The organism is Microbacterium sp. ER1 (assembly GCF_023383675.1).
Lineage (GTDB): Bacteria > Actinomycetota > Actinomycetes > Actinomycetales > Microbacteriaceae > Microbacterium.
Genome location: NZ_QCXO01000013.1, coordinates 17,395 through 38,742, shown reverse-complemented (window position 1 = coordinate 38,742; position 21,348 = coordinate 17,395). Strand labels below are relative to the sequence as shown.

The following is a 21,348-nucleotide window of genomic DNA, read 5'->3' as shown; positions in this document are numbered from 1 at the left end:
CGGGAACCCGGGGGACGGGAACCGGGACGGGCTACTTCACGCTGCCGGCGGTGAGGCCGCCGACGAGACGCTTCTCGATGAGCATGAAGAGGATGATGACGGGCAGGATCGCGACGATCGAGACGCCGAACACGTACTGCCAGCTCGTCTCGTACTGACCGACGAACTTCGTGAGCGCGACCGACAGCGGCTGGTTCTTGTCCGTCGACAGGATCACCAGCGAGGCGGCGAACTCGTTCCAGCAGGCCACGAACGTGAACACGATCGCGGTGACGATGCCCGGCCAGACGAGCGGGAGGTTGATCCGGAACAGGACAGTGAGGCGCCCGGCACCGTCGATCTGCGCCGCCTCGTCGACCTCCTTGGGGATGCCGGCGAAGAACGAGTGCATGATCCACACGGCGAACGACAGGTTGAAGGCCGCGTTGATGAAGATCATCGCGGTCCAGGTGTCGCCGAGGCCGAGGACGGTGAACTGCCGGAACAGGCCCGACGTGAGCACCGCCGGCTGCAGCATCTGCGTCACGATCACGAGGAACAGGAACACCATGCGGCCGGGGAAGCGGAACCGGGCCGTGTAGTACGCCGCCGGGAGCGACACGAGCAGCACCAGGAGCGTCGCGAACACGGAGATGACGATGGTCGAGACGAGGTTGTACGGCAGCGGCGTCTCGGGCGTCGACCACATCGTGAGGTAGTTCTCCCAGTGCCACTCCACCGGGAGGTAGGTCGGGTCGACCGAGCGGATCTGCGCCTTCGTCTTCACCGATCCGAAGAACATGATGAGGTACGGCAGCACGAAGACCGCGAGCACGAGGAACCCGGCGGCGGTGCGCAGGATCACCCGGGGCAGCGTCACCTGATCCGCGGTGTAGCGGCGCCGGCGGCCGGGCATCGGCGGGGTGCGCCGTCCGCGGGAGTCGGCGGTGGTCACGAGGGCGGTCTCGGTCACGGTCATGATCAGACCTCCTTCATGGGCTTGACGATCTTGACGTAGGCCGCGACGATCGCGATCACGATGAGGAAGGCCACGACCGACAGGGCGCTCGCGACGTCGACCTTCTTCTGCAGCTCGATGTACTTGAAGATGAGCGTCATGATCGTGTCGGCGCCGTAGCCCGGGATCGACCCGGTCATCACCTTGAGGATCGGCAGCGAGTTGAAGACGTTGATGATGTTGATGAGGATCGCCACGGCGAGGGCGCTCCGCAGCTGCGGCAGGACGATCGACCAGTAGGTGCGGGCCGCTCCGGCGCCGTCCATCTTGGCGGCCTCGATCGCGTCGGCGGGGACGGACTGCAGCCCCGCGAGGATCGTGTAGGTCGTGAAGGGCAGCGACACGAACACCGCGATGACGATGGACCAGGCGAACGCCGTCGTCGGGTTCTTCGTCCAGCCGTAGCCCACCGCGTCGTCGGAGAGCCCGATGTCGTAGAGGAACTTGTTGAAGACCCCGAAGTACGGCTCGAGGCTGTAGTAGAAGACCATCGTGGTCATCACCACGGACGCGGCCCACGGCACGATGACAGCCATCCGCACGAGCTGGCGACCCGGGAACGCCTTGTTGAGGATCTGCGCGAGGCCGAGCGAGATCACGACCGTGAACAGCACGACCGACACGACCCAGACGATCGTGCGGACGAAGATCGGCCAGAACTCCGGGAACGTGAAGACGGTCACGAAGTTGTCGAAGCCGACCGAGCCCTTGTCCAGACCCGAGAGCGAGATGTCACGGGTGGAGTTGAAGAACATGACGCCGGCGGGGAACAGCACCACGCCGATGATGAGCACCAGCGCGGGGGCGATCCACGGCAGCGCCTGCAGGAGGTCCCGCCCGCCGGGGCGACCGCGCACGGCCGTCCCGGCGTCCGGGGTGCGGGGGCGGCCGGTGGCCGCCCCCGCGAGGTTCGAGGATTCTGTCGTCTGGCTCATGGGGGATACCCGAACCTCTCCGTTCCGCGGGTCAGCCCGCGTCCACCTGGTCCTGGATCTGCTTCAGCACATCGGCCGCCGGCTGATCCTGGATCTGTCCGAACAGCGACTTGAAGGCGCCGTCCGCGGCCGACCACTTCGGGTTGGTCGACGGGTAGAACTGCGCGTCGGGCAGCACGTCGAGGAACGGCTTGAGGGCCTCCTCGCCGGACAGCTCCTCGGCGCCGGACTTCGTGACGGGGAGGAAGCCCTCCGCCTGGACCCACGGCACGTAGACCTCGGGCGAGTAGAAGTAGTCGAGGAACTTCGTGATCGCCTCCTGCTTGTCTCCGTCGTTCTCGAACGCCATGAGCTGGTCCATGACGCCGAGGGTGAACGGCGAGCCGTCCTTCGTCGGGATCGGCACGATCGAGTAGTCGAGGTCCGGGTTGTTGTCGGCGATCTGGCCGACCGTCGGCGGCAGGCCGACCTGCATGCCGATCTTGCCCTGAATGAAGATGTCCATCAGCGGGGAGCGCTGCGTGGAGCCGGGGTCGGCCTGGGTCGCCCCGGCGTCGATCATCTTCTTGATCTGCTCGGCGCCGACGAGGTTCTCCGGGGTGTCGATGGTGATCTCCGACGCGTCGCCGAAGGATCCACCGCCGCCCCAGAGCCAGACGGCGGCCTCGGCCTGCGCCTCCTCCGAGCCGAGCGGCATGCCGTAGCCCGCGACACCGCCGCCGAGCCCGGACACCTTGGTCGCCGCGTCGAGCAGGGAGTCCCAGTCGGTCGGCGCCTCGACGCCCGCCTGGGACAGGAGGTCGTTGTTGACGAACAGGGCACGCGCGGAGGCGATCATCGGCAGGGCGTAGGCGGTGCCGTCGACCTCGGCGTTGGCGAGGAAGGAGTCCTGGAAGTCGGAGTAGACGTCGTCCGACACGACCTCCTCGACCGGGTAGAGCAGCTCGTCCTCGACGAAGCCCGCGAACGGGCCGCCGTTGTAGATGTCGGGCGCCTCGCCGGCCTGGACCTTCGTGGAGATGACCTTCTCGAGGTTGTCCCACGACTGCACCTCGAGGTTGACGGTGATGTCGGGGTTGTCCTTCGTGAAACCGTCGATGACGTCTTCCCAGAGACCCTTCGTGGCGTCGGAGTAGCTGGGGACGAGCAGGTCGAGCGTGCTGGCGTCGTCGCCGCCGCCGCTGTCTCCTCCCGATCCGCCGAAACCGCAGGATGCGAGCGACAGCGTGGCGACGGCCGCGACCGCTGCGGCCCCGTATCGCCGTGACTTGTTCATGGGCATTGCATTCCTCACTGTGGGTGCTGCTCCAGCGGGCGGGATCCGCTCTCCGGAGAGGGGGGTGGTGCACAGTCGCAGAACACTCCACGCGACGGTGCGTGTTGATCACGCCGCCGAGGTGGTCGCGATCGTCCGAGCGGGGGCTCGGGGGAACTCGTCCCGATTATTTGTCAGGCAAACAAACAAATCAAGATGTTGCTCTCTTGGGACGAAATACTATGATCGGATCACGCCCGAAACAATCACAAGTACGCAACAACTCGTCCGAAAGGCCTCCTCATGACCGATTCGCTGCCCGGCGCGCACATGCGCGAAGAGCTCCGCTCCCAGCCGCAGATGTGGGCCACCGCCGCCGAGCTCACCGCCGAGCAGGCCCTCCTGCCGACCCGCGGGGCACGGGTCGCGGTCGTCGGCTGCGGCACCTCGTGGTTCATGGCCCAGTCGTACGCCGCGCTGCGCGAATCGTCCGGCCATGGCGAGACCGATGCGTTCGCGGCGTCCGAGGCCTTCATCGACCGCGGCTACGACGCGGTCGTCGCCCTCACCCGCTCCGGCACCACGACCGAGGTCCTGGAACTCGTCGACCGCATCAAGGGGCGCACCCGCACGATCGGCGTGATCGGCGACCCCGACTCCCCGCTCGTCTCGCTCGTCGACGACGCGGTGCTGCTGCCGTTCGCCGACGAGCAGTCGGTCGTGCAGACGCGCTTCGCCACGACGGCGCTCGCCCTCTTCCGGGCGTCGCTGGGCGAAGACCTCTCCGGGGCCATCGCCGACGCCACGGCCGTGCTCGCCGAGGAGGGCGACGACACCGAGCTGCGCGACGCCGAGCAGTACACGTTCCTCGGGCGGGGCTGGACGATCGGCCTGGCCCACGAGGCCGCCCTGAAGCTGCGCGAGTCGTCGCAGTCGTGGACCGAGGCGTACCCGTCGATGGACTACCGTCACGGTCCGATCGCCATCGCCGCGCCGGGCCGGGTGACGTGGCAGTTCGGAGAGGCGCCGGAAGGGCTGGCCGCGGAGGTGCGCGCCACGGGCGCCCGTTTCGAGCACCGCGCGATCGATCCGCTCGCCGACCTCGTGCGCCTGCACCGGACGGCCCTCGACCGTGCCGTGGCCCGCGGGCTCGACCCCGACCAGCCGCGCAACCTCACGCGATCCGTCATCCTGGATGCATGACGCCAGCGATCCCCGGAGCCGAGCGATGACCCCGAACGACGCCGCGGACGCCATCCCCGACGTCGCGAGGGACGAGGCCGGCGAGAAGCTCGCCGCGGTGCGCACGCTCGGCGCCGGGTCGCCCGTCCTGGCCTTCGACGTCGGCGGGACGGACATCAAGTCGGCGCTGTTCGACGCGGAAGGGCGGGCGCTCGGCCTCCGTCGCACGCCCACCCCCACGGCCGACGGCGACCGCACCCCCGCGCTGCTCGACCGGCTGCAGGTGCTCGCCGCGCAGCTCCGCGACGAGCATCCCGACGTGACGCCGCGCGCCGCCGGGCTCGTGGTGCCGGGGATCGTCGACGCGGCCGCCGGGGTCGGCGTGTTCGCGAGCAACATGGGCTGGCGGGACGCGCCGCTGCGCGCGCTCGCCGCGGAACGTCTCGGCCTCCCCGTCGCGTTCGAGCACGACGTGCGCGCCGCGAGCTGGGCCGAGCACGAGCTGGGCGGCGCGCGGGCCTACGACGACGCGGTGATCCTCGTGATCGGCACCGGCATCGCCGGGGCCCTGCTCGTCGGCGGCCGCCCCTACACGGCCGGGGGCTACGCCGGCGAGATCGGGCACTCCCCGATCGCCGACGGACCGGTGTGCCCGTGCGGTGCCCGTGGCTGTCTGGAGGCCGTCGCCTCGGCGGGCGCCATCGCGCGCCGCTACCGGGAGGCCACGGGGACGACCCCGGACGGCGCCAAGGACGTCATCGCCCGAGCGGCCGCCGGGGATCGGGTCGCCGCCGACATCTGGGACTCGGCTCTGGACGCGCTCACCCTGTCGCTCGCGCAGCTGACCGCCGTGGTCGCCCCCGAGGCCGTGGTGATCGGCGGCGGACTGTCGCGGGCGGGGGGCGCGCTCTTCGACGAGCTGCGCACCCGCCTCGCCGCCCGCCTCAGCTTCCACCGCCTCCCCGCGCTCGTCCCCGCCGAGCTGTCCGGCAACGCGGGCCTGATCGGCGCCGCCCTCCGTGCCAGGGAGCTCGCATGATCCTCACCGTCACCCCGAACCCCGCGCTCGACCTCACCTGGGAGGTCGATCGGCTCGTGGCCGGCGGGACGCACCGCGCCGACACCGGGGCGTCCCGCGCCGGCGGCAAGGGTCTCAACGTCGCGCGGGTCGCGCATGCCGAGGGGGCCTCCGTCCTCGCGCTGACCACGGCCGGCGGTCCGGTCGGCGCGGAGTTCGCCGCGGAGCTCACGGCCAGCGGGGTGCCCCATGTGCTCGTGCCCGTCGCGGCCGACACGCGTCGCAGCATCGCCCTCGTCGATGATGCTGCGGGCGACACCACGATCGTCAACGAGCGAGGGGTGAACCCGACCGATGCCGAGTGGGGCGGGCTTCTCGCGGAGGTCGTCGACCGGCTTCCCGGCGCCGCGGTCCTCGTCGTCTCAGGGAGCCTTCCGCCCGGGGCGCCGGAGTCGCTCGTGCCGATGCTCGTCGCGGTGGGTGCGGACGCCCGCGTCCCGGTGATCGTCGACACCTCCGGCCCGGCCCTCCTGCGCGCCGCCGACGCCGGGGCGACCGTGCTCAAGCCCAACGCCGCGGAGCTCGCCGAGGCCACCGGGATCGCCGACCCCGTCGAGGGCGCGCGCTCGCTGCTGGCCCGCGGTGCCGAGCTCGTGCTCCTGTCGCTCGGTGCCGACGGCATGCTCGCGGTCACCGCGACCGATCTCCTGCACGCCCGACTCGACGAGCCGCTCTCCGGCAACCCGACCGGCGCCGGAGACGCCGCGGTCGCGGCCTGCGCCGTGCTCACCGCGGAGGGCGAGCGCGACCCCGAGGTCATCCTCCGTCGCGCGACCGCGTGGTCGGCAGCCGCCGTCCTCATGCCGCTCGCCGGCGACATCTCCCCCCGCTGGCGCGCGCTCGAGGAGCAGCTCCGCGTCTCCCGCCCCGACCCCGCCTCGTTCCGGAAGGACCCTTCGTGACCCTCGTCTCCGCTCGGGAGCTCGTCTCCGCGGCTGCCACCGCCGGCACCGGCATCGGCGCGTTCAACGTCATCCACCTGGAGACCGCAGAGGGCCTCGTCCGGGCCTCCGCGCTCGCCCAGCTCCCCGTGATCCTGCAGATCTCGCAGAACTGCGCCGACTACCACGGCGGTCTGGAGCCGATCGCCCTCGCGACGCTCGCCGCGGCACGACGCGCGGAGACCCCGGTGGCGGTGCACCTCGACCATGCGGAGCGACCGGAGCTCGTCGATGAGGCCGTGGCCCTCGGCTTCGGCTCGGTCATGTTCGACGGCGGCGCGCTGCCCTACGACGAGAACGTGGAGGTCACCGCCGAGGTCGCCGCCCGGGCCCGCGCGGCGGGGGTGTACGTGGAGGGCGAGCTCGGCGAGGTGGGCGGGAAGGACGGCGCCCACGCCCCCGGTGTCCGCACCGATCCGGACGAGGCGCGGGCGTTCGTGGCCGCCACCGGCGTGGACGCCCTCGCCGTGGCCGTGGGGTCGTCGCACGCCATGACCGACCGCACCGCCTCCCTCGACCTCGACCTCATCGGCCGCCTGCGTGCGGCTCTGCGTGGCGCCGCCGCGGACGGGACCGACGTGCCCCTGGTGCTGCACGGCTCGTCCGGGGTGGCCGACGCCGTGATCGCCGATGCCGTGCGCGCCGGGATGACGAAGGTCAACGTCTCCACCCACCTCAACGGCTTCTTCACCCGCGCGGTCCGCGAGGTGCTCGCCGCCGACGAGCGTCTCGTCGACTCCCGCAAGTACCTCGCTCCCGCCCGCGCCGCCCTCGCGGACGAAGCGGCCCGGATGCTGCGACTGTTCGCCCTGCTGCCGTCGCAGAATCCCGCTCCGGTCGCAGAGGTTCCCGGCACGGCTGCGACCTCGACGCGAAACGACGACCGGTGAAGCGCGCGGCCCGACTGCACGCGATCCTCGACCTCCTCGCGGCGGACGGAGAGGTCACGGTGGAGGAGCTGGTGGAGCGGTTCGGGGCCTCCCCGGCCACCACCCGCCGCGACCTCGACTCCCTCGCCGAGCAGCGGCTGCTCACCCGCACGCACGGCGGTGCCGTCGCCCAGACCGTCGCCTACGAACTGCCGCTCCGCTACAAGAGCCATCTCCGCACGCACGAGAAGGAGAGCATCGCGCAGACCGCGGCGGGGCTCGTCACCCCCGGCATGGTGGTCGGCCTCTCCGGCGGCACGACCACCACCGCCATCGCGGCCGCGCTCGCCGCCCGCGAGGACTTGGCGGCGGAGGGCGGGATCACGGTGGTCACCAATGCCGTGAACATCGCCGCCCAGCTCGCGACCCGCCCGGAGATGAAGGTGGTCGTCACGGGCGGGGTCATCCACTCGCGCACCTATGAGCTCGTCGGCCCGTTCGTCGAGCAGCTCCTCCGCGGGGTGCGGCTGGACCTCGCGTTCATCGGCGTGAACGGGATGGACGCGGCAGCCGGGGCGACCACGCAGGACGAGCGCGAGGCGGCGGTGAACCGGATGATGGCGGAGCGGGCGCGGCGGGCGGTCGTCGTGACCGACGGCAGCAAGCTCGGGGCCGAGGCCTTCTCCACCGTCGGCGGGGCGGAACTCTTCGCCACGGTCATCACGGATCGAGGGGCCGACGGGGCCGCCGTCGACGCGCTGCGCGCTGCGGGCTACACGGTCCTGCTCGCCTGAGGCCTCAGGCCGCACGCGGACGCCCCGAGGGCCTCGGCGTCCCCAGATCGCCGAGGCCCTGCGGGAGCATCGCGGCTGCATACCGCGACGCTCCCGGAGCAGATGGTGTCCGTCTCGTCTTCCCGCTCCCCAGCGGCGTTTCCCCAGAACCGACGGCGCCTCCCTCGTGCCTCTCCCTTCGAGGCCTTTCGCTCGACACCTTCCGAAGAACAGGAGAAGGCGGGTGCGATTCTGATACCCCGATCCGGGAAAAAAGTCAGAATCCGTTGCCGTGACACTGGAACGGGGCGGAAACCCCCGTCCTGAGCGCGGCGCTCGCCAGGGCGTCGGCGGGGGACGCGCCGCCGGCGAGGCCCTCGTGGACCGCCGTCAGGAGCTCGCACGCGTCGTCGTCCGGCACCGTGACGGGAGCCGCGATCACCGCCTCCGCGCCCGCGTGCAACCACACGCGCGTCATGCCCAGGGCCTCCTCGCCCCAGCGCACGGAGGACCGACCCAGCTCGCACGCCGAGAGGATCACGGTCCGCGGCACCCGGTCGATGAGGTCGACGTCGTAGCCGAAGAGCACGCCGTCGGCGAGTTCGAACCCGGAGAACAGCGGATTGTCGACCGCGTGACGCCCGTGCGCGGCGATGTGGAGCACGTCGACGGAGGCCGCCAGCGCGGTGACGGCGCTCACGGTCGCGGTGGTGTCCTGCAGCGTCCGGGTCGTTCCCCGTCCCGCCCACGACTCCGCCGCGCGCTGGACCTCTTCCGCCGCCCGCGGCACGCGCGGTCCCGCCGCGAACCCGACGCGCGGGGCTGAGGAAGCGGAGGCATCCCCGTCGAGCCAGCGCGAGACCGAGGTCGCGAGGGTGAACGGCACGCCGTGCATGCCAGGGAGCATGGCCCACGGCACCCCGCCGAGGATTCCGGGAACGGTGATCACGAATCGCGCGGCGCCCGCGGCGGCCCGGCGCATCGGCCCGAGCAGCTCCTCGTCGAGGACCGCGAGGCGCGCCGCCAGAGCACGCGCGGTCACCGGACCCATCGCGCCGTCCCGCGTGAGCGCGGCCATGTCGAGGTCGGCGCGCAGGCCGTCGAGAGCGGCCCGCACCCGCGGCCAGGACAGGTCGACGAGGGTCGCGCCGTCCGGCTGCACCACGACCCCGTGCAGTCCGGTGCCGGTGTAGACGTAGGCGAGCACCGCGGTATCGGCGGAGAGGAGCGCGGTGGTCTCCGCCAGTGTTCGGCGCTCCCTCGTCGCCCCGGAGCCGGTGGCCGACCACTGCCGCTCGCGCACCCGGTCGCGGAGCGCGCGCACGGTGGGGTCGGTCGTCCAGTCCGCCCCCGCGAGGTCGGCGCGCAGCATCCGGAGCTCGGCGAGGTCGGCGGCGAGGGCGTCATCGTGCGGGGGACGGACCGGGGCGACCTGCTGACTGAGGTGCCGGGCGCGCTCGGACCACTCGAAGAGCGTCGCCGGGTCGCGACGGCGGACGGCAGCGGCGAGTCCCGTGAACACGAGGTCGCTGGCATGCATGGCGACGGAGGCCTGCAGGTCGAGGGCGCCGAACGAGCGCTGCCATGCCGACAGCAGGTCGAGCCCCGTGGCCGCGGCGCGCAGCGCCTCCCCGTCGCGACCGCGTCCGGCGGCGCGGGCCGCGCGCACCTCCTGCGCGCGGAGTCGGAGCGGCGTCGGGGCCGAGGCGGGGATGCGGGGGAGGCGGCCGGTGCCGTCGCGGCGGGCGCTCAACCGCAGGGCCGTGGCCTCGGTGCGGAAGCCGCTCCGGTCGAGCTCCTGCGCCACCTGCTCCCACGCGGCGGCGTCGAGCGGGCGATCGGGCCGGATCCGCTGTCGGGCTTCCAGCTCCACCGCCGCGGCGCGGGCCGCCCAGCCGCTGCTGCCGAGGGCGGTGAAGCGGCGGGCGGCCGTCCTCGCCGCCCGCGCCGCGGCTCGCGGATCGTGGCGGACGAGCGAGCGGGCGAGGTGGAACTCCGCCTCCCCCCGGGCCTGGCGCATCCGCTGGGCGCCGAACTGCACGGCCACGCGGGCGAGCAGCGCCTCCGCCTCGGTCGTCAGCCCGGCGTCGCGGAGCACCTCGGCGCGGTCGAGGTCGCTGATGGCGGTGGCGAGGGCGCTGGTGGCGGCGAACGTCGGCCGGGATTCGGCCATCAGGCGCAGCGCCGACACGAGGTCGCCGCCGAGGAGTGCGGCATAGCCGAGGTTGTGCGTGGCCTCGGCGAGCGAGTCCCGTTCGTCGTGCGCCTCGTAGATCGAGATCGCACGGCGGAGATCGGCCATGCAGGTGTCCAGCTGATGGCGCTGCATCCGCACCACCGCCCGGTTCATCAGGCAGTTGGCGAGGGCGGGGGTCTCGGTCCCGGTCGCGGCCAGGGCGTCGATCGCGGTGGTCAGGCTCGCCTCGGCCTCCTCCATCCTGCCCCCGTGCATGAGGAGGGCGCCGAGCTGCCCGCCGAGGAGGGCGACCGTCTCGGCCTGCAGCCCGTCCCTGGCCAGCGCCTCCCGGCACAGCGCCTCCGCGGCCGCGGGCTCACCGGTCTGCGCGAGCACGTAGGCAGCCGTCCCGTCGATGCGGGCGCGGAGGTCCGCGTCGTCGGTGCGGGCGGCGGCCTTCTCCAGTTCCCGCCTGGCACGGGTGAACTGCCGGGCGTTGGCCGCCTCGACGCCGCGTCGGTGCAGCGCGCTCGCGGACAGGGGCATCCGTCCAGGATGCCGTGCCGGAGCGGTCGTGCGGAAGGGTGCGAGGGGTCAGAGCCGCTCGTGCGGCGTCGGCAGGGACTTCAGCACGGCGGCGACGGCCTTCCCGGCGACGGCGGGCTTCACCCCCGCGGCCGGGACGGCGCCGAGCTGGGCCGCGACCCGACCGGCGATGTACGGAGCGGCGAAGGAGGTGCCGCTCCACACCGCGAAGCCGCCGCGGTAGTCGTCCGGGTCGAGCGTCTCGCGCGGCAGCCCGTCGATGTCCGCGCGGGTCGCGGCCTGCGCGCCGCCGACGAAGGCGGGCGAGGTGCTGACCACGGCGGCGCCCGGGGCGTACACCTGCACCCAGGGGCCGACGTTCGAGAACAGGGCGACGGAGTGCGCCGACGGGTTCAGGGCGCCGACCGACACGTGCGGAGCGCCGTCGTCGGACGGCAGCCCGTTGTCGGCGCCGGGCCACGGCCACAGCGAGGCGGGGAACGAGGGCCGATCGATCGCGTCGTTGCCGGCCGAGCAGACGACCACGCAGCCGAGCTCCCTGGCCTTCGCGAGCAGCTCGTACAGGGTCCTGCTGAAGAGCCCGTCGGTCGGGGTCTCGTGGTAGTAGCTGAGGGAGAGATTGAGCACGTCGATCGGGAAGCCAGTCGTCGGGTCCTCGCGGTGCCGCCGCAGCAGTTCCACGACCTGCGCCACGGTCTCCAGGAGCGTGCTCTCGTCGACCACCCCGAGCGCCCCGGCGACGCGGATGGAGAGGATGTCGGCGTCCGGGGCGGCCTGACGCACGAGGCCCGCGATGAAGGTGCCGTGACCGGCCACCGCGTCGATCTCGCCGTCGAGCTGCCCGTACAGGTCGGGGTAGCGTTCGGGGTCGGCGTCGTCCGTGAAGCCCACGGGGACGCCGTCGAGTTCGACGTGCCGGGTGACGATGTCGGACGGCAGCCAGGCGTGCTCGCCGCAGCCGGTGTCGAGGATCGCCACGACCGGTCGTCGTCCGCGCTTCGGAGCGGCGGCTCGAGCCGGAGCGGGGCCGAGCCAGGTGACCGGCTGCCGGGCCCCGCGTCCGGGCTCCAGGTAGTCGTCGCTGCCGCCTCCGCCGGGAGCGGCACCGCGGACGGGGTTCGTCCGCGTGAACGGGTTGGTCCGGGTGAACGGGTTCGTCCGGGTGAACGGGTTGAGTCCGACCGGATCGATCGACAGCACGTGCTCCAGGCTGGTCCGCGGCATGGTCGAGCGCGACAGTCGGCGCGCGCGCTGCAGCACCCGCCAGGCGTCGGGCGCCACGGGGGACTCGCCCCTGGTCGGCTCATCCGGCGTGGTCAGGCGCGCCCGCAGGAACCCCGCGACACCCGGGACGAGCTCGCCGTTCCCGATCTCTCGCTCCGGCGACTCCAGCTCCAGCCGCCAGCCGAAGGAGTCCGCGGCATCCCTCAGGGCGCGCAGCTCGCGGTCGTACGCCTCCTCCTCGCCGAGGGCACGCGTGATGAGCAGCCGCTCGGGCAGGTACGCGGTGGGGAACGCGCGGATCCCATCCACCGGTTCCGTGCTGGGGTCGAGGGCGGTGCCGCGGCGGATCGATCCCTCCGCGCGGTCCTGCCAGGTCCATCCCTGGGGCTGCTCCATCGGTCATCCTCTCCGTGGGCATCGCCGGCGACGGCGCCGGCGATGCGGGGTCACAACTCGAACTGCGGGGTCTCCAGGGTGCGGGTCTCATCGCCGACCGTCGCGGTCAGGCGCACGCGGCTGAGCCCAGACGGCACCTCGTCGAACACGAATCGGCCGGTCTCCGCCGGGGTCGTGCGGCGCTCGCGCTCGCCCTGCAGCAACAGGATCTCCGCGGCGGCGGTGTCCACCCAGCCGTCGATCCGCCGTCGCCCGGACGCGGTCGTCGTGACGTGGAGGAGGATGCTCGTGCTGCCGTCGCTGAACTGCAGGGTGAGGGCGTCGGTCTCGCCGCGGACCGCGCCGAGCTGGCCTTCCACGAGCGTGAGCAGAGCGTACTCGCGGTTGAGCCCGTCCGCGGCGACCGCGGCGACCATCCGGTCGATCAGCCCGGCCGGGACGGGATCGACCTCTCTCCAGAGGCTGCGCAGGCGGGCGAACAGCCGGGCGTCGTCCTCATCGCTCATGATCGTCCCTCCGTCCGGGTGGCCGGGGCGTCGAGGAGGTCGCGGAGCTTCGCGAGGCAGCGGCTGCGGGTCGGGCCGATGCTGCCGACCGGCATGGAGAGGTCGCGGGCGAGGCGCGCGTAGTCCGGGCGGTCCTCGAAGGCGATCACCCGGAGCAGGCGCTGACAGCGCTCGGCGAGGCGGCGGACGGCGGCCCAGAGTCGGCGGTTCTCGTCGTCGAGCGCGGCGTGCTCCTCGGCGGACGCCTGCTCCGGAAGGAGGGCGTCCAGGTCATCGGATTCCGCGGTGTCGACGCGACCGACGGCCTTGCCGACCTTCCAGGCCTCGCGGCGGGCGGTGGTCGTGAGCCAGGCCGAGACGGCACGCGAGTCGGCGATGGCGCCGTGGCCGCGCACGAGCTGGAGCCAGGTCGTCTGCACGACGTCTTCCGCGAGGGTGCGTTCGAGGCCGTAGGCGCGCACGACGTGCCAGAGCACGGGCGTCATCAGCCGTACCAGGTCGTCCATCGAGCGGCCGTCGCCATCGCGCCACGCATCGAACAGGTCCGCGGCGCGTTCCCAGCGTGCGCGCCCGTCGTCGGATGCCGGATCGAAGGCGGCGCCGGGGGCACCGTCGATCATGAAGCCCATTGTGATCACACCTACCAGGAGCACGGCAAGGGCTCGGTGATACATGTCGCCGTCCAAGAATTCCGACGGCCGGATCCGTGGTGCGACGCCGCCCTCGCTAGCGTGGAGGGGTGATCGCTCTCGTCGTCGTGCTGTTCCTCAACGCCGGTTTCAACGTGCTCGTCTGGCCGCGGTTCTACAGCCGCGTCGCGAAGGACCCGCGTGCCAGGGACGAGAACGGCAAGGCCACCCCGTTCCTCCGCGTGCACGTCATCCTCATCGCGATCGCGCTGGTGCTGGCCGTGGCCTCCGCGGCGGCGGGGATCACCGTGCTCGCGCTCGCGCTCGCGCCATGAATCGGTGGTCTCCTATCGGCTCTGATGTGACGGCGACCGACATCGATCGCGACCACTGTCCCGGGTGAGCCGCCGGCGAGATGTGTTCAGCTCTACGCGTTAGACGTCTTTGAACAAGACGAGAATCGGGAGAATCGGCACGGCGGTTGTCGCAGGATTGGTTGCTGAAGGGTGATTCGTGCGGATCGGTAGCCTGGGAGCATGCCGGAACTCTTCCGAAGTGCCGCCGGAAGCTTGCAGGAAGCCGGGTGGACGTTTGAGCCGCCGACGTCGATGGAGAACGGCGTTCCCTCCCCGCTGCGCGCGGCACCCGAAACGGTGATCCGCTGGGTGTCCTCGTTCTCACTCCTGTCGAGCTCAGACGAGACGGTGTGGTTCTTGTCCCGCGACGACTACTCGACCGGCGCGGAGGGGGCGTTCGCGTGGAACGAGTGTGAACTGCTGAGCATCCAGGCTGCGACGACGGATGATGAGGCGGTCGCGGTCTCCCGTTTCTGGAGGCGCCACGCACCCATCCTGCTTTCCGTTCGCAACGGATACGAGTACCTGGCGGTGCGAGACGACGGAGCAGTCGTCCACGGTTCCGAGCCAGAGTTCGAAGAAGCGGTCGTCGTGTTCTCTCACTTCGAAGATCTGCTGAGGTACACCACCGCGCGGCCGGCCCGGCGCGACCAGGTCGTCGACAGCTTGCTGTTCGGTGCCGCCGACGTCACTGGCCCGACGCCAGGCGACTAGCGCAGTGTCTCCACCTCAGTCCCCCTCGTACCGGGCGGCGTGCGCGGCCCAGCGAGACTCGACCGGGAGGCTGCGGAGGGCGCGGTTCCCGATCGCGAGGGCGGCGGCCACCACGCAGAGGGCCGCGCAGATGAGGATGGTGCCCTGTCGTCCGAGCCCGGCCAGGCCGAAGCCGGCGATGAGCGGGGCGAGCGGCATCGCGCCCATCGCGAGGACCCCCATGGCGCTGTTCGCGCGTCCCAGCAGTCGAGACGGCGTGGCCACCATGAAGTAGCCCATCATCCCCGCGTTGAGGGCGGGGACGAGCAGCACCGTGGCACCGAGGACGGCGGCGACGGTCCACGGCGCCGACGCGAACGACAGCACGACGGCGCCGAGGGCGACCACTGCGAGCCCGCCGATCGTGAGCACGCCCGCCGGGATCCGGGGCACGAGGAGCGGGGCGACGATCGCGCCGACGAGCATCACGGCGCCGATGGCCGCGCTGACGGTTCCGATGAGGAGTTCGGAATGGCCCGCCTGCTGCAGCGCATAGACGGCCGTGGTGATCGCGGCGTTGAAGCCGAGGTTCACGATGGTCATGATGAGCATGACGCCGCCGAGGTCGGGGCGGGACAGCAGCCAGCCGAAGCCCTCGCGGAACTCCCGCCAGGCGTTCGGGCGCGCGGGGGGCGCGCCGCCGTCGTCCTCGTCCAGAGCGCCGACGTCGGCGATGCCCGCGCGCCGGACCTGTCGCCCGAGGAGCCCGGCGGTCACGGCGGCGACGAGGTGGCACAGGGTCATGACCGCGCCGACGAGCCAGCCGCCCACCCCGAGGAGCAGGCCGCCCAGCGGGCCGCCGGCGAGCTGGAGGGCCGCATCGCGCCCCTGGTTCGCGGCCTGCGCGCGCCCCATCGCGTCGTCCGGGACGATCTCCTTCAGCGCGCTCTCGCCGGCGACGTCGAAGAGGCCGCTCCGCGCGGCCAGCAGCACGTCGATCACGAGGAGGGTCGCGAAGGTGAGGGCGCCGCCGAGGGCGAGGAGGGTGAAGGCCCCGGCCAGCACGATCCCCAGAATCGAGCCGACGAGCATGAGCACGATGCGCCGGTGCCGGTCCGCGATGATCCCGCCCACGAGGGTGAGCAGCACCCGCGCCACCATGCCCGCCCCCGCGATGATGCCGGCCTGTGCGGGGTCGTTCGTGATGACGAGCGCGAGGAGCGGGACGGCGAACCCGAAGAGCGCCGAGGCGAGCCCCTTGCTCGTGTCGCTGACGAGCCAGGTGAGGTAGCGCGTGTTCTGCCACAGGCGGTGCGGCGTGGTCGTCGTGCTCATGGCTCGACGATAGTTCCGCAAGAATAATTGCGCAACTGTTCGTGCGCATTTGCGTGACTAGGATCGGGGAATGGCTGACGACGCGGAGAAGACCTCTCGGGAGGACGCCGCCTTCATGACCTCGGCCATGCTCAAGGCCTACTCGCACCCGCTGCGCCGCCAGATCCTCCGCCTCATCGCACGCCGCGGTTTCCTGCGCGCCGCGGACATCGCCGGTGCGCTCGACGTGCCGGCCAACAGCGCCAGCTTCCACCTGCGGGTGCTCGCCGAGGCGGGGCTCATCGAGGAGGCTCCGGAGCAGGCCAGAGACCGCCGCGACCGCGTGTGGACGGGACGCAAGGGGGCCCTCACCGTCGGCGGTCCGGAGAATCCGGTCGCGGACGAGGCGCTCGGCGATGCGGTGGTGGCCGCGCTCGCAGAGGACCACGTCGACCTGCTGCGCCGGGTGGTGGCCTGGACGCCCGAGTACGTGTCCGGTCGCACCGCCGAGGTGCATGCGTCGTTCGTGCAGCGCACCATCCGACTGACCGAGGCCGAGTTCGACGACGTGATGCACAAGATCGATGACGTGCTCTCCGCCGCCGACGACGCGCACGACGACACCGACCCCGCGGGCCGTCACTGGCAGCTGGACATCGTCGTCGCCGACGACACCATCTGACTCACTCGTCTTCGTCGTCGAGGCGCTCGCCGCTGAGGATGAGGATGCGGCGGAGGTGCATCGCCGTGAGCACGCCCGGTCCCATCGAGCTGCGCACGTCGAACGTGCGGTCGTCGACCTTCTCCAGCAGGAGCCGGATCGCCCGCGCGGCCTCCGCGCGGCGGCGATGCGCCGCGCTCGAGGCGGGGTCGTCCTCCGCGATGACGTCGGCGACGGCGTGGCAGGCCGCCGACAACGGCTCGGGCAGCGCCGGATCCAGGGGCATGGCCGCCGGACGCTCCCAGATCGTGTCGGCCGTCGCGTCGGCGATGTCCCGGATGAGGTGCGCGATGCGGTCGAGCGTGGAGAGCTGCTCGTGGATGTGGGCGGTGCCCGCATGCCGGCGTCGCGCGCGCGGGTTGTAGCGGACGCTCTCGTCGGCCTCGGCCAGGGCGGCACGGAGGTCGGCGGTGGTCTCGGCGAGCGCTGCGGCATCGTCGGCCCACTGTGCGGTCTCCGGCGGCCAGGACTCCGAGACCGCGGAGCCGATGTCGTGGAGGTGCCCGGCGAGCTGTCGTCGGAACTCCTCCACCCGCGCCTCGGCCGATCCGATGAGCGGGGCGGGGGCGAAGAGGAGGTTCACCACCAGACCGATGACGATCCCGACCCCCATCTGGGCGAGGTAGCCGAGGGAGTAGTCGTCCGCGTTCTGACCGCCGATGATGAGCACGAACAGCGCCGCCATCGGGACGTACTCCTTGCCGACGCCGAACCAGCCGGTGCCGGAGACGAGGACGCCGAGGCCGACCACGAGGGGGATCGTCCACCACGTCGGCCCGACCGTGAGCACGATCAGCGCGGCCAGACCGATGCCGGTGGCCAGACCGAACAGGGTCTGCAGGCTCGACCGCATGGATCCCATGAGCGTGGGGTACATGCTCACGAGCGCGCCCAGGGGAGCGTAATACGGGTACTCGTCGGTGACCCCCGGCATGTGCGGCGCGATCGTCCACGCGAGCCCGACGGCGAGTGCTGTCTTGGCCACGAGGAGCAGACGAGCGGGGCGGACGGCCTCGCGGACGCTGCGGGCGAGGTATGAGCGGCGTTCGCGGACGCGCAGGCGCGAGAGGTCGGGCGTCACGTCATCCTCTCCTCGCGGCGGTCGGGTGGTCCTGTCCGGCGAGGATAGGGCCCGCAGGCGGCGTGCGGCCACCGGGTTGCCCCGCCTCCGGTCGCCGGGTAGAGGGCGGCCGAACGCGGATGCCGCGACCGCGCGGGGTGCGCGGCCGCGGCATTCGCGGATTCCGGTCGTCGCGTCAGGGCGTGGCCCGACGGAACGCGAGGAAGGAGACGACGCTGAGGGCGGCGACGACCACGAGCCCCCAGAGGGCGAGGCCCACGGCCCCGAGGTCGAGGATGCCGAGCCACACGTCGCCCCACAGCTCGAGCCGTGTCACGAGGAACACGACCCCCACGAGGAGGAGCGCCAGGGCGACGCCGACGATGGTGAGCACCATCGGACCCCAGCTCTTGTAGATCGTCGCGCCGGTGAACCCGACCACGAAGAAGAACAGCGCGAGCGTGAAGTAGACGACGAAGGCGCCGAGCGGGCCGGCTTCCCACAGCCACGGCAGGTGGAACACCCAGCCGTTCACTCCGTACCCGTTCGTGGCCAGCTCGATCGCGCCGCCCAGGAGGAAGAGGATCCCGAGCAGCGCGCTGCCGAGGATCGCGGTCAGCAGCGTTCCGATGAAGAACTCGCGCCGCGTGACGCTCATGGCCTGCGAGAACGGGAAGGTCAGCGTCATGGCCGACAGCCCGATCGCGAAGAAGTACCACAGCGGGGCCTGGCCGCCTCCGCCGTACTTGGGGGCGTCGCCGGGGATCATCGCGTAGATGAGGACCGAGATCACCACGGCCGAGGCGAGGATGATCAGCGGCACCCAGACGAAGGTCTGCCGGTTGATGAGCTGCAGGCGGATGACGTTGAGTGTGCGTCGCATCAGCGGACTCCTTCCGTGGTGGCGTCGGCTCTGGTGCCGGAGCGGGTCTCCGCCTTCTGGGTGAGGCGGACGATGAGCTGCTGCAGCGAGACGGGGGCGAGGTCGAGGCCGGCGGCCCGCACCTCCGCGCGATCGTCGGCGGTGAGGGCGCCGAGCACGGTGACGGAGGCGACGCGACCGAGCTCGTCGCGGTGCAGCACCTCGCGATCGCCGACCCAGGCGTCGACCTTCGCGGCATCCCCGACGACGGTCACGGCGCGGTCGCGGACGGCATCCGTGTCCTCGTTGAGGAGGATCTGGCCGTTGTCGATCACGATGACCTTCTCGATGAGGTTCGCGACCTCGTCGATCAGGTGCGAGGAGAGGATGATCGTGCGCGGGTGCTCCGCGTAGTCCTCCACGAGGCGGTCGTAGAAGATCTGCCGGGCGACCGCGTCGAGCCCGAGGTACGGCTCGTCGAAGAACGTGATCTCGGCGCGGGAGGCCAGGCCGATGATGACGCCGACCGCGGAGAGCTGCCCGCGGGAGAGCTTCTTGATGGTCTGCTTCATCGGCAGCTGGAACTCCGCGATGAGCTCGTCCGCGAGGCCCTGGTCCCAGTGCGGGAAGAACAGGCGCGCGGCGGCGAACGCGTGCCGCGGGGTCGCATCGTCCGGGTACTTCTGGCTCTCCCGGACGAAGCAGATCCGGCCGAGCACATGGGCGTTCTCGTACGGGTGCTCGCCGAACACCTTCACGGTGCCGGAGGATTCGAAGTTCTGGGCCGTGAGGATCGACATGAGTGTCGTCTTCCCGGCGCCGTTGCGGCCGAGGAGCCCGTAGATCGAGCCTCCCTCGAGAGCGAGCGACACGTTGTCGAGCGCCCGCTTCTCCTTGTAGCGCTTGGTGAGGTTCTGCACCTCGATGACGGCGGTCATGCGGGGTTCTTCCCTTCTGGGGTGGGGGCGGATGCGGCGCGCTGCCGGAGCAGGTCCGCGAGGTCTTCCGCGCCGAGGCCGAGCGTGCGGGCCTCCGCGAGGAGCGGGTCGATGTAGCGGTCGGCGAAGGCCGCGCGGCGCTCGCCGAGGAGCAGCTCCCTGGCGCCTTCCGAGACGAACATGCCGATGCCTCGGCGCTTGTGGAGCACTCCCTTGTCGGTGAGCATGGCGACTCCCTTCGCAGCGGTGGCGGGGTTGATGCGGTAGAACGCGGCGAGCTCGTTCGTCGAAGGGGCCTGCGCCTCCTCGGCCAGCGAGCCGTCGAGGATGGAGTCCTCGATCTGCTCGGCGATCTGGAGGAAGAGCGGCTTGCCTTCTTCGATCACGAGTCCTCCGTGGTTCGGTGGTTACTTACTCAACTAAGTAACCACGGAACCAACCATGGTGTCAACTCTCGGGATGTGGGCGGGCACAGCTTCGGAGATCTCCGCCGACATGCCGCCTGACGGTCGGTTCCGGCGGCGTGTCGGCCGTCAGCTCCGAAGTTGTGCACGGGGAGGGGGGTGGGGCGGGCCGCGTACAGTGGGCTGGTGCCGGAGTTCCCCTACAGCCGCCTGCGTCGCTGGCCCGACGTCGAGGCGGACAACCTCCAGGCCCACGATGCGACCGACCTCCTGCTCGTGGAGCGCGCACTCGCGCTCGACGTGCCGGGGTCAGAGACAGTCGTGATCGGTGACGAGTACGGCGCGATCACGCTGGCGCTCACGGCGGCCGGGCGCTCCGGTGTCCGGGTGCATCAGGACCTCGCGACCGGACGCCGCGCCCTCGCTCGCAACGCGGAGGAGCTCGGAATCGGCGGGTTCGCGCCGCACGAGCTCGATGCCGATCTGCTCGCCGGAGCGAGACTGGTGCTGCTGCAGCTGCCGAAGGCCCTCGCTGAACTCGAGGAGATCGCCGACGCCGTGGCCCGCTGGGCCGCCCCGGAGGTGGTGCTCGTCGCGGGAGGCCGCGTGAAGCACATGTCCCTCGGTCAGAACGATGTCCTGGGGCGGAGCTTCGCGCACGTCCAGGCCCAGCGTGCGGAGCGGAAGTCGCGGCTGCTCATCGCCACCGAGCCCCTTCCCGTGCCGGAGTCCCCGCCGTTTCCGGTCTCGGCGCGGCACGGCGACCTCGTCCTCGTCGCCCACGGCGGCGCGTTCGCCGGTGCCCGCCTCGACATCGGCACCCGTACGCTGCTCGAGGTGCTCGACCTCGACGGGAACGCCGGGCGCCGTGTCCTCGACCTCGGCTGCGGGACCGGCGCGCTCGCCGTGTCCTGGGCACTCGCCTCCCCGCGGGACCGGGTCGTCGCCACGGACCGCTCGGCCGCCGCCGTCGCCTCCGCCCGCGCCACCGCGTCGGCGAACGGGGTGGCCGATCGGGTCGAGGTCACGCACGATGATGCGGGCTCGGCGCTCGCCGCGGGGAGCTTCGACACGGTGCTCCTGAATCCGCCGTTCCACCTCGGCGCCAGCGTGCACACCGGCGCCGCGACCCGCCTGTTCGAGGCCGCCACGCGCCTGCTCCGACCGGACGGGGAGCTGTTCACGGTGTACAACTCGAGCCTCGGCTACCGGGCCGAGCTGACACGGCTCATCGGCCCCACCGAGCAGCTCCGGCGCACCCCGAAGTTCACGGTGACGCGCTCCGTTCGTCGCCCGTGAGCACGGTGCGCCGAGATTGCTAGACGCTCGTACTATCCCCCGGTCAGCGCCGGAAACCCGGGCACGTCCGCAGTGCAGGATTTGCCGCTGACCGGCCATTTCGTTACGTTGGTCTGCGGGCCTGACGGCCCATAGACCAGTCCGCGGTCACGTCCTTCCTTCGATGAGCTGTGCGGCGAAGAGGCGTGGGCGTA

At 71.7% G+C, this 21,348-nt stretch carries 21 protein-coding genes; 9 read left to right on the top strand and 12 right to left on the bottom strand.

Annotated features, from left to right (window positions below; genetic code table 11):
• Nucleotides 1–31 precede the first annotated feature (31 nt).
• The 3 genes from BV453_RS01195 to BV453_RS01185 are packed head-to-tail and all read right to left on the bottom strand — an operon-like array spanning nt 32 to nt 3,214.
• Nucleotides 32–958 (bottom strand): carbohydrate ABC transporter permease, encoded by a 927-nt coding sequence (locus BV453_RS01195; RefSeq protein WP_249520662.1) that lies wholly within the window; start codon nt 956–958, stop codon nt 32–34.
• Between the two features lie 2 nt (nt 959–960).
• Nucleotides 961–1,932, bottom strand: coding sequence for a carbohydrate ABC transporter permease (locus BV453_RS01190; protein ID WP_025104199.1), 972 nt, complete (start codon nt 1,930–1,932; stop codon nt 961–963).
• A 31-nt stretch (nt 1,933–1,963) separates the two neighbouring features.
• The gene (locus tag BV453_RS01185) at nt 1,964–3,214 is read right to left on the bottom strand and encodes an extracellular solute-binding protein (protein WP_249520661.1); all 1,251 of its coding nucleotides are present in this window, start codon (nt 3,212–3,214) and stop codon (nt 1,964–1,966) included.
• 276 nt (nt 3,215–3,490) lie between these two features.
• On the opposite strand from BV453_RS01185, the gene BV453_RS01180 reads away from it, so the two are divergent.
• The 5 genes from BV453_RS01180 to BV453_RS01160 are packed head-to-tail and all read left to right on the top strand — an operon-like array spanning nt 3,491 to nt 8,051.
• Nucleotides 3,491–4,390 carry an SIS domain-containing protein gene (locus BV453_RS01180; RefSeq protein ID WP_249520660.1) on the top strand — a complete coding sequence of 300 codons (900 nt, stop codon included), beginning with the start codon at nt 3,491–3,493 and terminating at the stop codon, nt 4,388–4,390.
• A 25-nt stretch (nt 4,391–4,415) separates the two neighbouring features.
• Nucleotides 4,416–5,408, top strand: coding sequence for an ROK family protein (locus tag BV453_RS01175; RefSeq protein WP_249520659.1), 993 nt, complete (start codon nt 4,416–4,418; stop codon nt 5,406–5,408).
• Nucleotides 5,405–6,349, top strand: a complete 945-nt coding sequence (locus BV453_RS01170) for a 1-phosphofructokinase family hexose kinase (protein ID WP_249520658.1) — start codon at nt 5,405–5,407, stop codon at nt 6,347–6,349. The genes BV453_RS01175 and BV453_RS01170 overlap by 4 nt, the downstream gene beginning before the upstream one ends.
• Nucleotides 6,346–7,278, top strand: coding sequence for a class II fructose-bisphosphate aldolase (locus BV453_RS01165; protein ID WP_249520657.1), 933 nt, complete (start codon nt 6,346–6,348; stop codon nt 7,276–7,278). Before BV453_RS01170 ends, BV453_RS01165 begins: the two co-directional genes overlap by 4 nt.
• A complete protein-coding gene (locus BV453_RS01160) occupies nt 7,275–8,051 on the top strand; it encodes a DeoR/GlpR family DNA-binding transcription regulator (protein ID WP_025104193.1) in 777 nt (258 codons plus the stop codon). The genes BV453_RS01165 and BV453_RS01160 overlap by 4 nt, the downstream gene beginning before the upstream one ends.
• A gap of 256 nt (nt 8,052–8,307) precedes the next feature.
• On the opposite strand, the gene BV453_RS01155 is transcribed toward BV453_RS01160, so the two are convergent.
• Genes BV453_RS01155 through BV453_RS01140 form a run of 4 tightly spaced genes read right to left on the bottom strand, consistent with a single transcriptional unit; the run spans nt 8,308 to nt 13,498 of the window.
• Complete coding sequence (locus BV453_RS01155; protein ID WP_249520656.1) at nt 8,308–10,752, bottom strand: CHAT domain-containing protein; 2,445 nt, start codon at nt 10,750–10,752, stop codon at nt 8,308–8,310.
• 48 nt (nt 10,753–10,800) lie between these two features.
• On the bottom strand, nt 10,801–12,372 hold the full coding sequence (locus BV453_RS01150; RefSeq protein ID WP_025104191.1) for a S8/S53 family peptidase: 1,572 nt from the start codon (nt 12,370–12,372) through the stop codon (nt 10,801–10,803).
• A gap of 50 nt (nt 12,373–12,422) precedes the next feature.
• The gene (locus BV453_RS01145; protein WP_025104190.1) at nt 12,423–12,878 is read right to left on the bottom strand and encodes a hypothetical protein; all 456 of its coding nucleotides are present in this window, start codon (nt 12,876–12,878) and stop codon (nt 12,423–12,425) included.
• Nucleotides 12,875–13,498: an RNA polymerase sigma factor gene (locus BV453_RS01140; protein ID WP_231729557.1), complete on the bottom strand. Its 624-nt coding sequence runs from the start codon at nt 13,496–13,498 to the stop codon at nt 12,875–12,877. The genes BV453_RS01145 and BV453_RS01140 overlap by 4 nt, the downstream gene beginning before the upstream one ends.
• Nucleotides 13,499–13,617: 119 nt before the next feature.
• Here BV453_RS01140 and BV453_RS01135 point away from each other — a divergent pair, with 119 nt between their 5' ends.
• Together BV453_RS01135 and BV453_RS01130 are read left to right on the top strand one after the other, a co-directional pair.
• Nucleotides 13,618–13,842 carry an SCO4848 family membrane protein gene (locus BV453_RS01135; RefSeq protein WP_249520655.1) on the top strand — a complete coding sequence of 75 codons (225 nt, stop codon included), beginning with the start codon at nt 13,618–13,620 and terminating at the stop codon, nt 13,840–13,842.
• A gap of 201 nt (nt 13,843–14,043) precedes the next feature.
• Entirely contained in the window at nt 14,044–14,577 is a 534-nt protein-coding gene (locus BV453_RS01130; RefSeq protein WP_025104187.1) for a hypothetical protein, read from the top strand.
• Between the two features lie 15 nt (nt 14,578–14,592).
• Here the strand turns inward: BV453_RS01130 and BV453_RS01125 are convergent, their stop codons facing one another.
• Nucleotides 14,593–15,891, bottom strand: coding sequence for an MFS transporter (locus BV453_RS01125; RefSeq protein WP_025104186.1), 1,299 nt, complete (start codon nt 15,889–15,891; stop codon nt 14,593–14,595).
• Between the two features lie 70 nt (nt 15,892–15,961).
• Between BV453_RS01125 and BV453_RS01120 the strand changes: the two genes are divergently transcribed.
• On the top strand, nt 15,962–16,552 hold the full coding sequence (locus BV453_RS01120) for a helix-turn-helix domain-containing protein (RefSeq protein WP_025104185.1): 591 nt from the start codon (nt 15,962–15,964) through the stop codon (nt 16,550–16,552).
• 1 nt (nt 16,553) lies between these two features.
• Here the strand turns inward: BV453_RS01120 and BV453_RS01115 are convergent, their stop codons facing one another.
• From BV453_RS01115 to BV453_RS01100, 4 genes are all read right to left on the bottom strand, one after another.
• Nucleotides 16,554–17,672, bottom strand: a complete 1,119-nt coding sequence (locus BV453_RS01115; RefSeq protein ID WP_249520654.1) for an aromatic acid exporter family protein — start codon at nt 17,670–17,672, stop codon at nt 16,554–16,556.
• A 175-nt stretch (nt 17,673–17,847) separates the two neighbouring features.
• Nucleotides 17,848–18,534 (bottom strand): hypothetical protein, encoded by a 687-nt coding sequence (locus tag BV453_RS01110; RefSeq protein ID WP_249520653.1) that lies wholly within the window; start codon nt 18,532–18,534, stop codon nt 17,848–17,850.
• Entirely contained in the window at nt 18,534–19,451 is a 918-nt protein-coding gene (locus BV453_RS01105; RefSeq protein ID WP_025104182.1) for an ABC transporter ATP-binding protein, read from the bottom strand. Before BV453_RS01105 ends, BV453_RS01110 begins: the two co-directional genes overlap by 1 nt.
• On the bottom strand, nt 19,448–19,837 hold the full coding sequence (locus BV453_RS01100) for a GntR family transcriptional regulator (RefSeq protein ID WP_025104181.1): 390 nt from the start codon (nt 19,835–19,837) through the stop codon (nt 19,448–19,450). The genes BV453_RS01105 and BV453_RS01100 overlap by 4 nt, the downstream gene beginning before the upstream one ends.
• A 204-nt stretch (nt 19,838–20,041) precedes the next feature.
• Here BV453_RS01100 and BV453_RS01095 point away from each other — a divergent pair, with 204 nt between their 5' ends.
• Nucleotides 20,042–21,154 (top strand): methyltransferase, encoded by a 1,113-nt coding sequence (locus BV453_RS01095; RefSeq protein ID WP_249520652.1) that lies wholly within the window; start codon nt 20,042–20,044, stop codon nt 21,152–21,154.
• Nucleotides 21,155–21,348 lie beyond the last annotated feature (194 nt).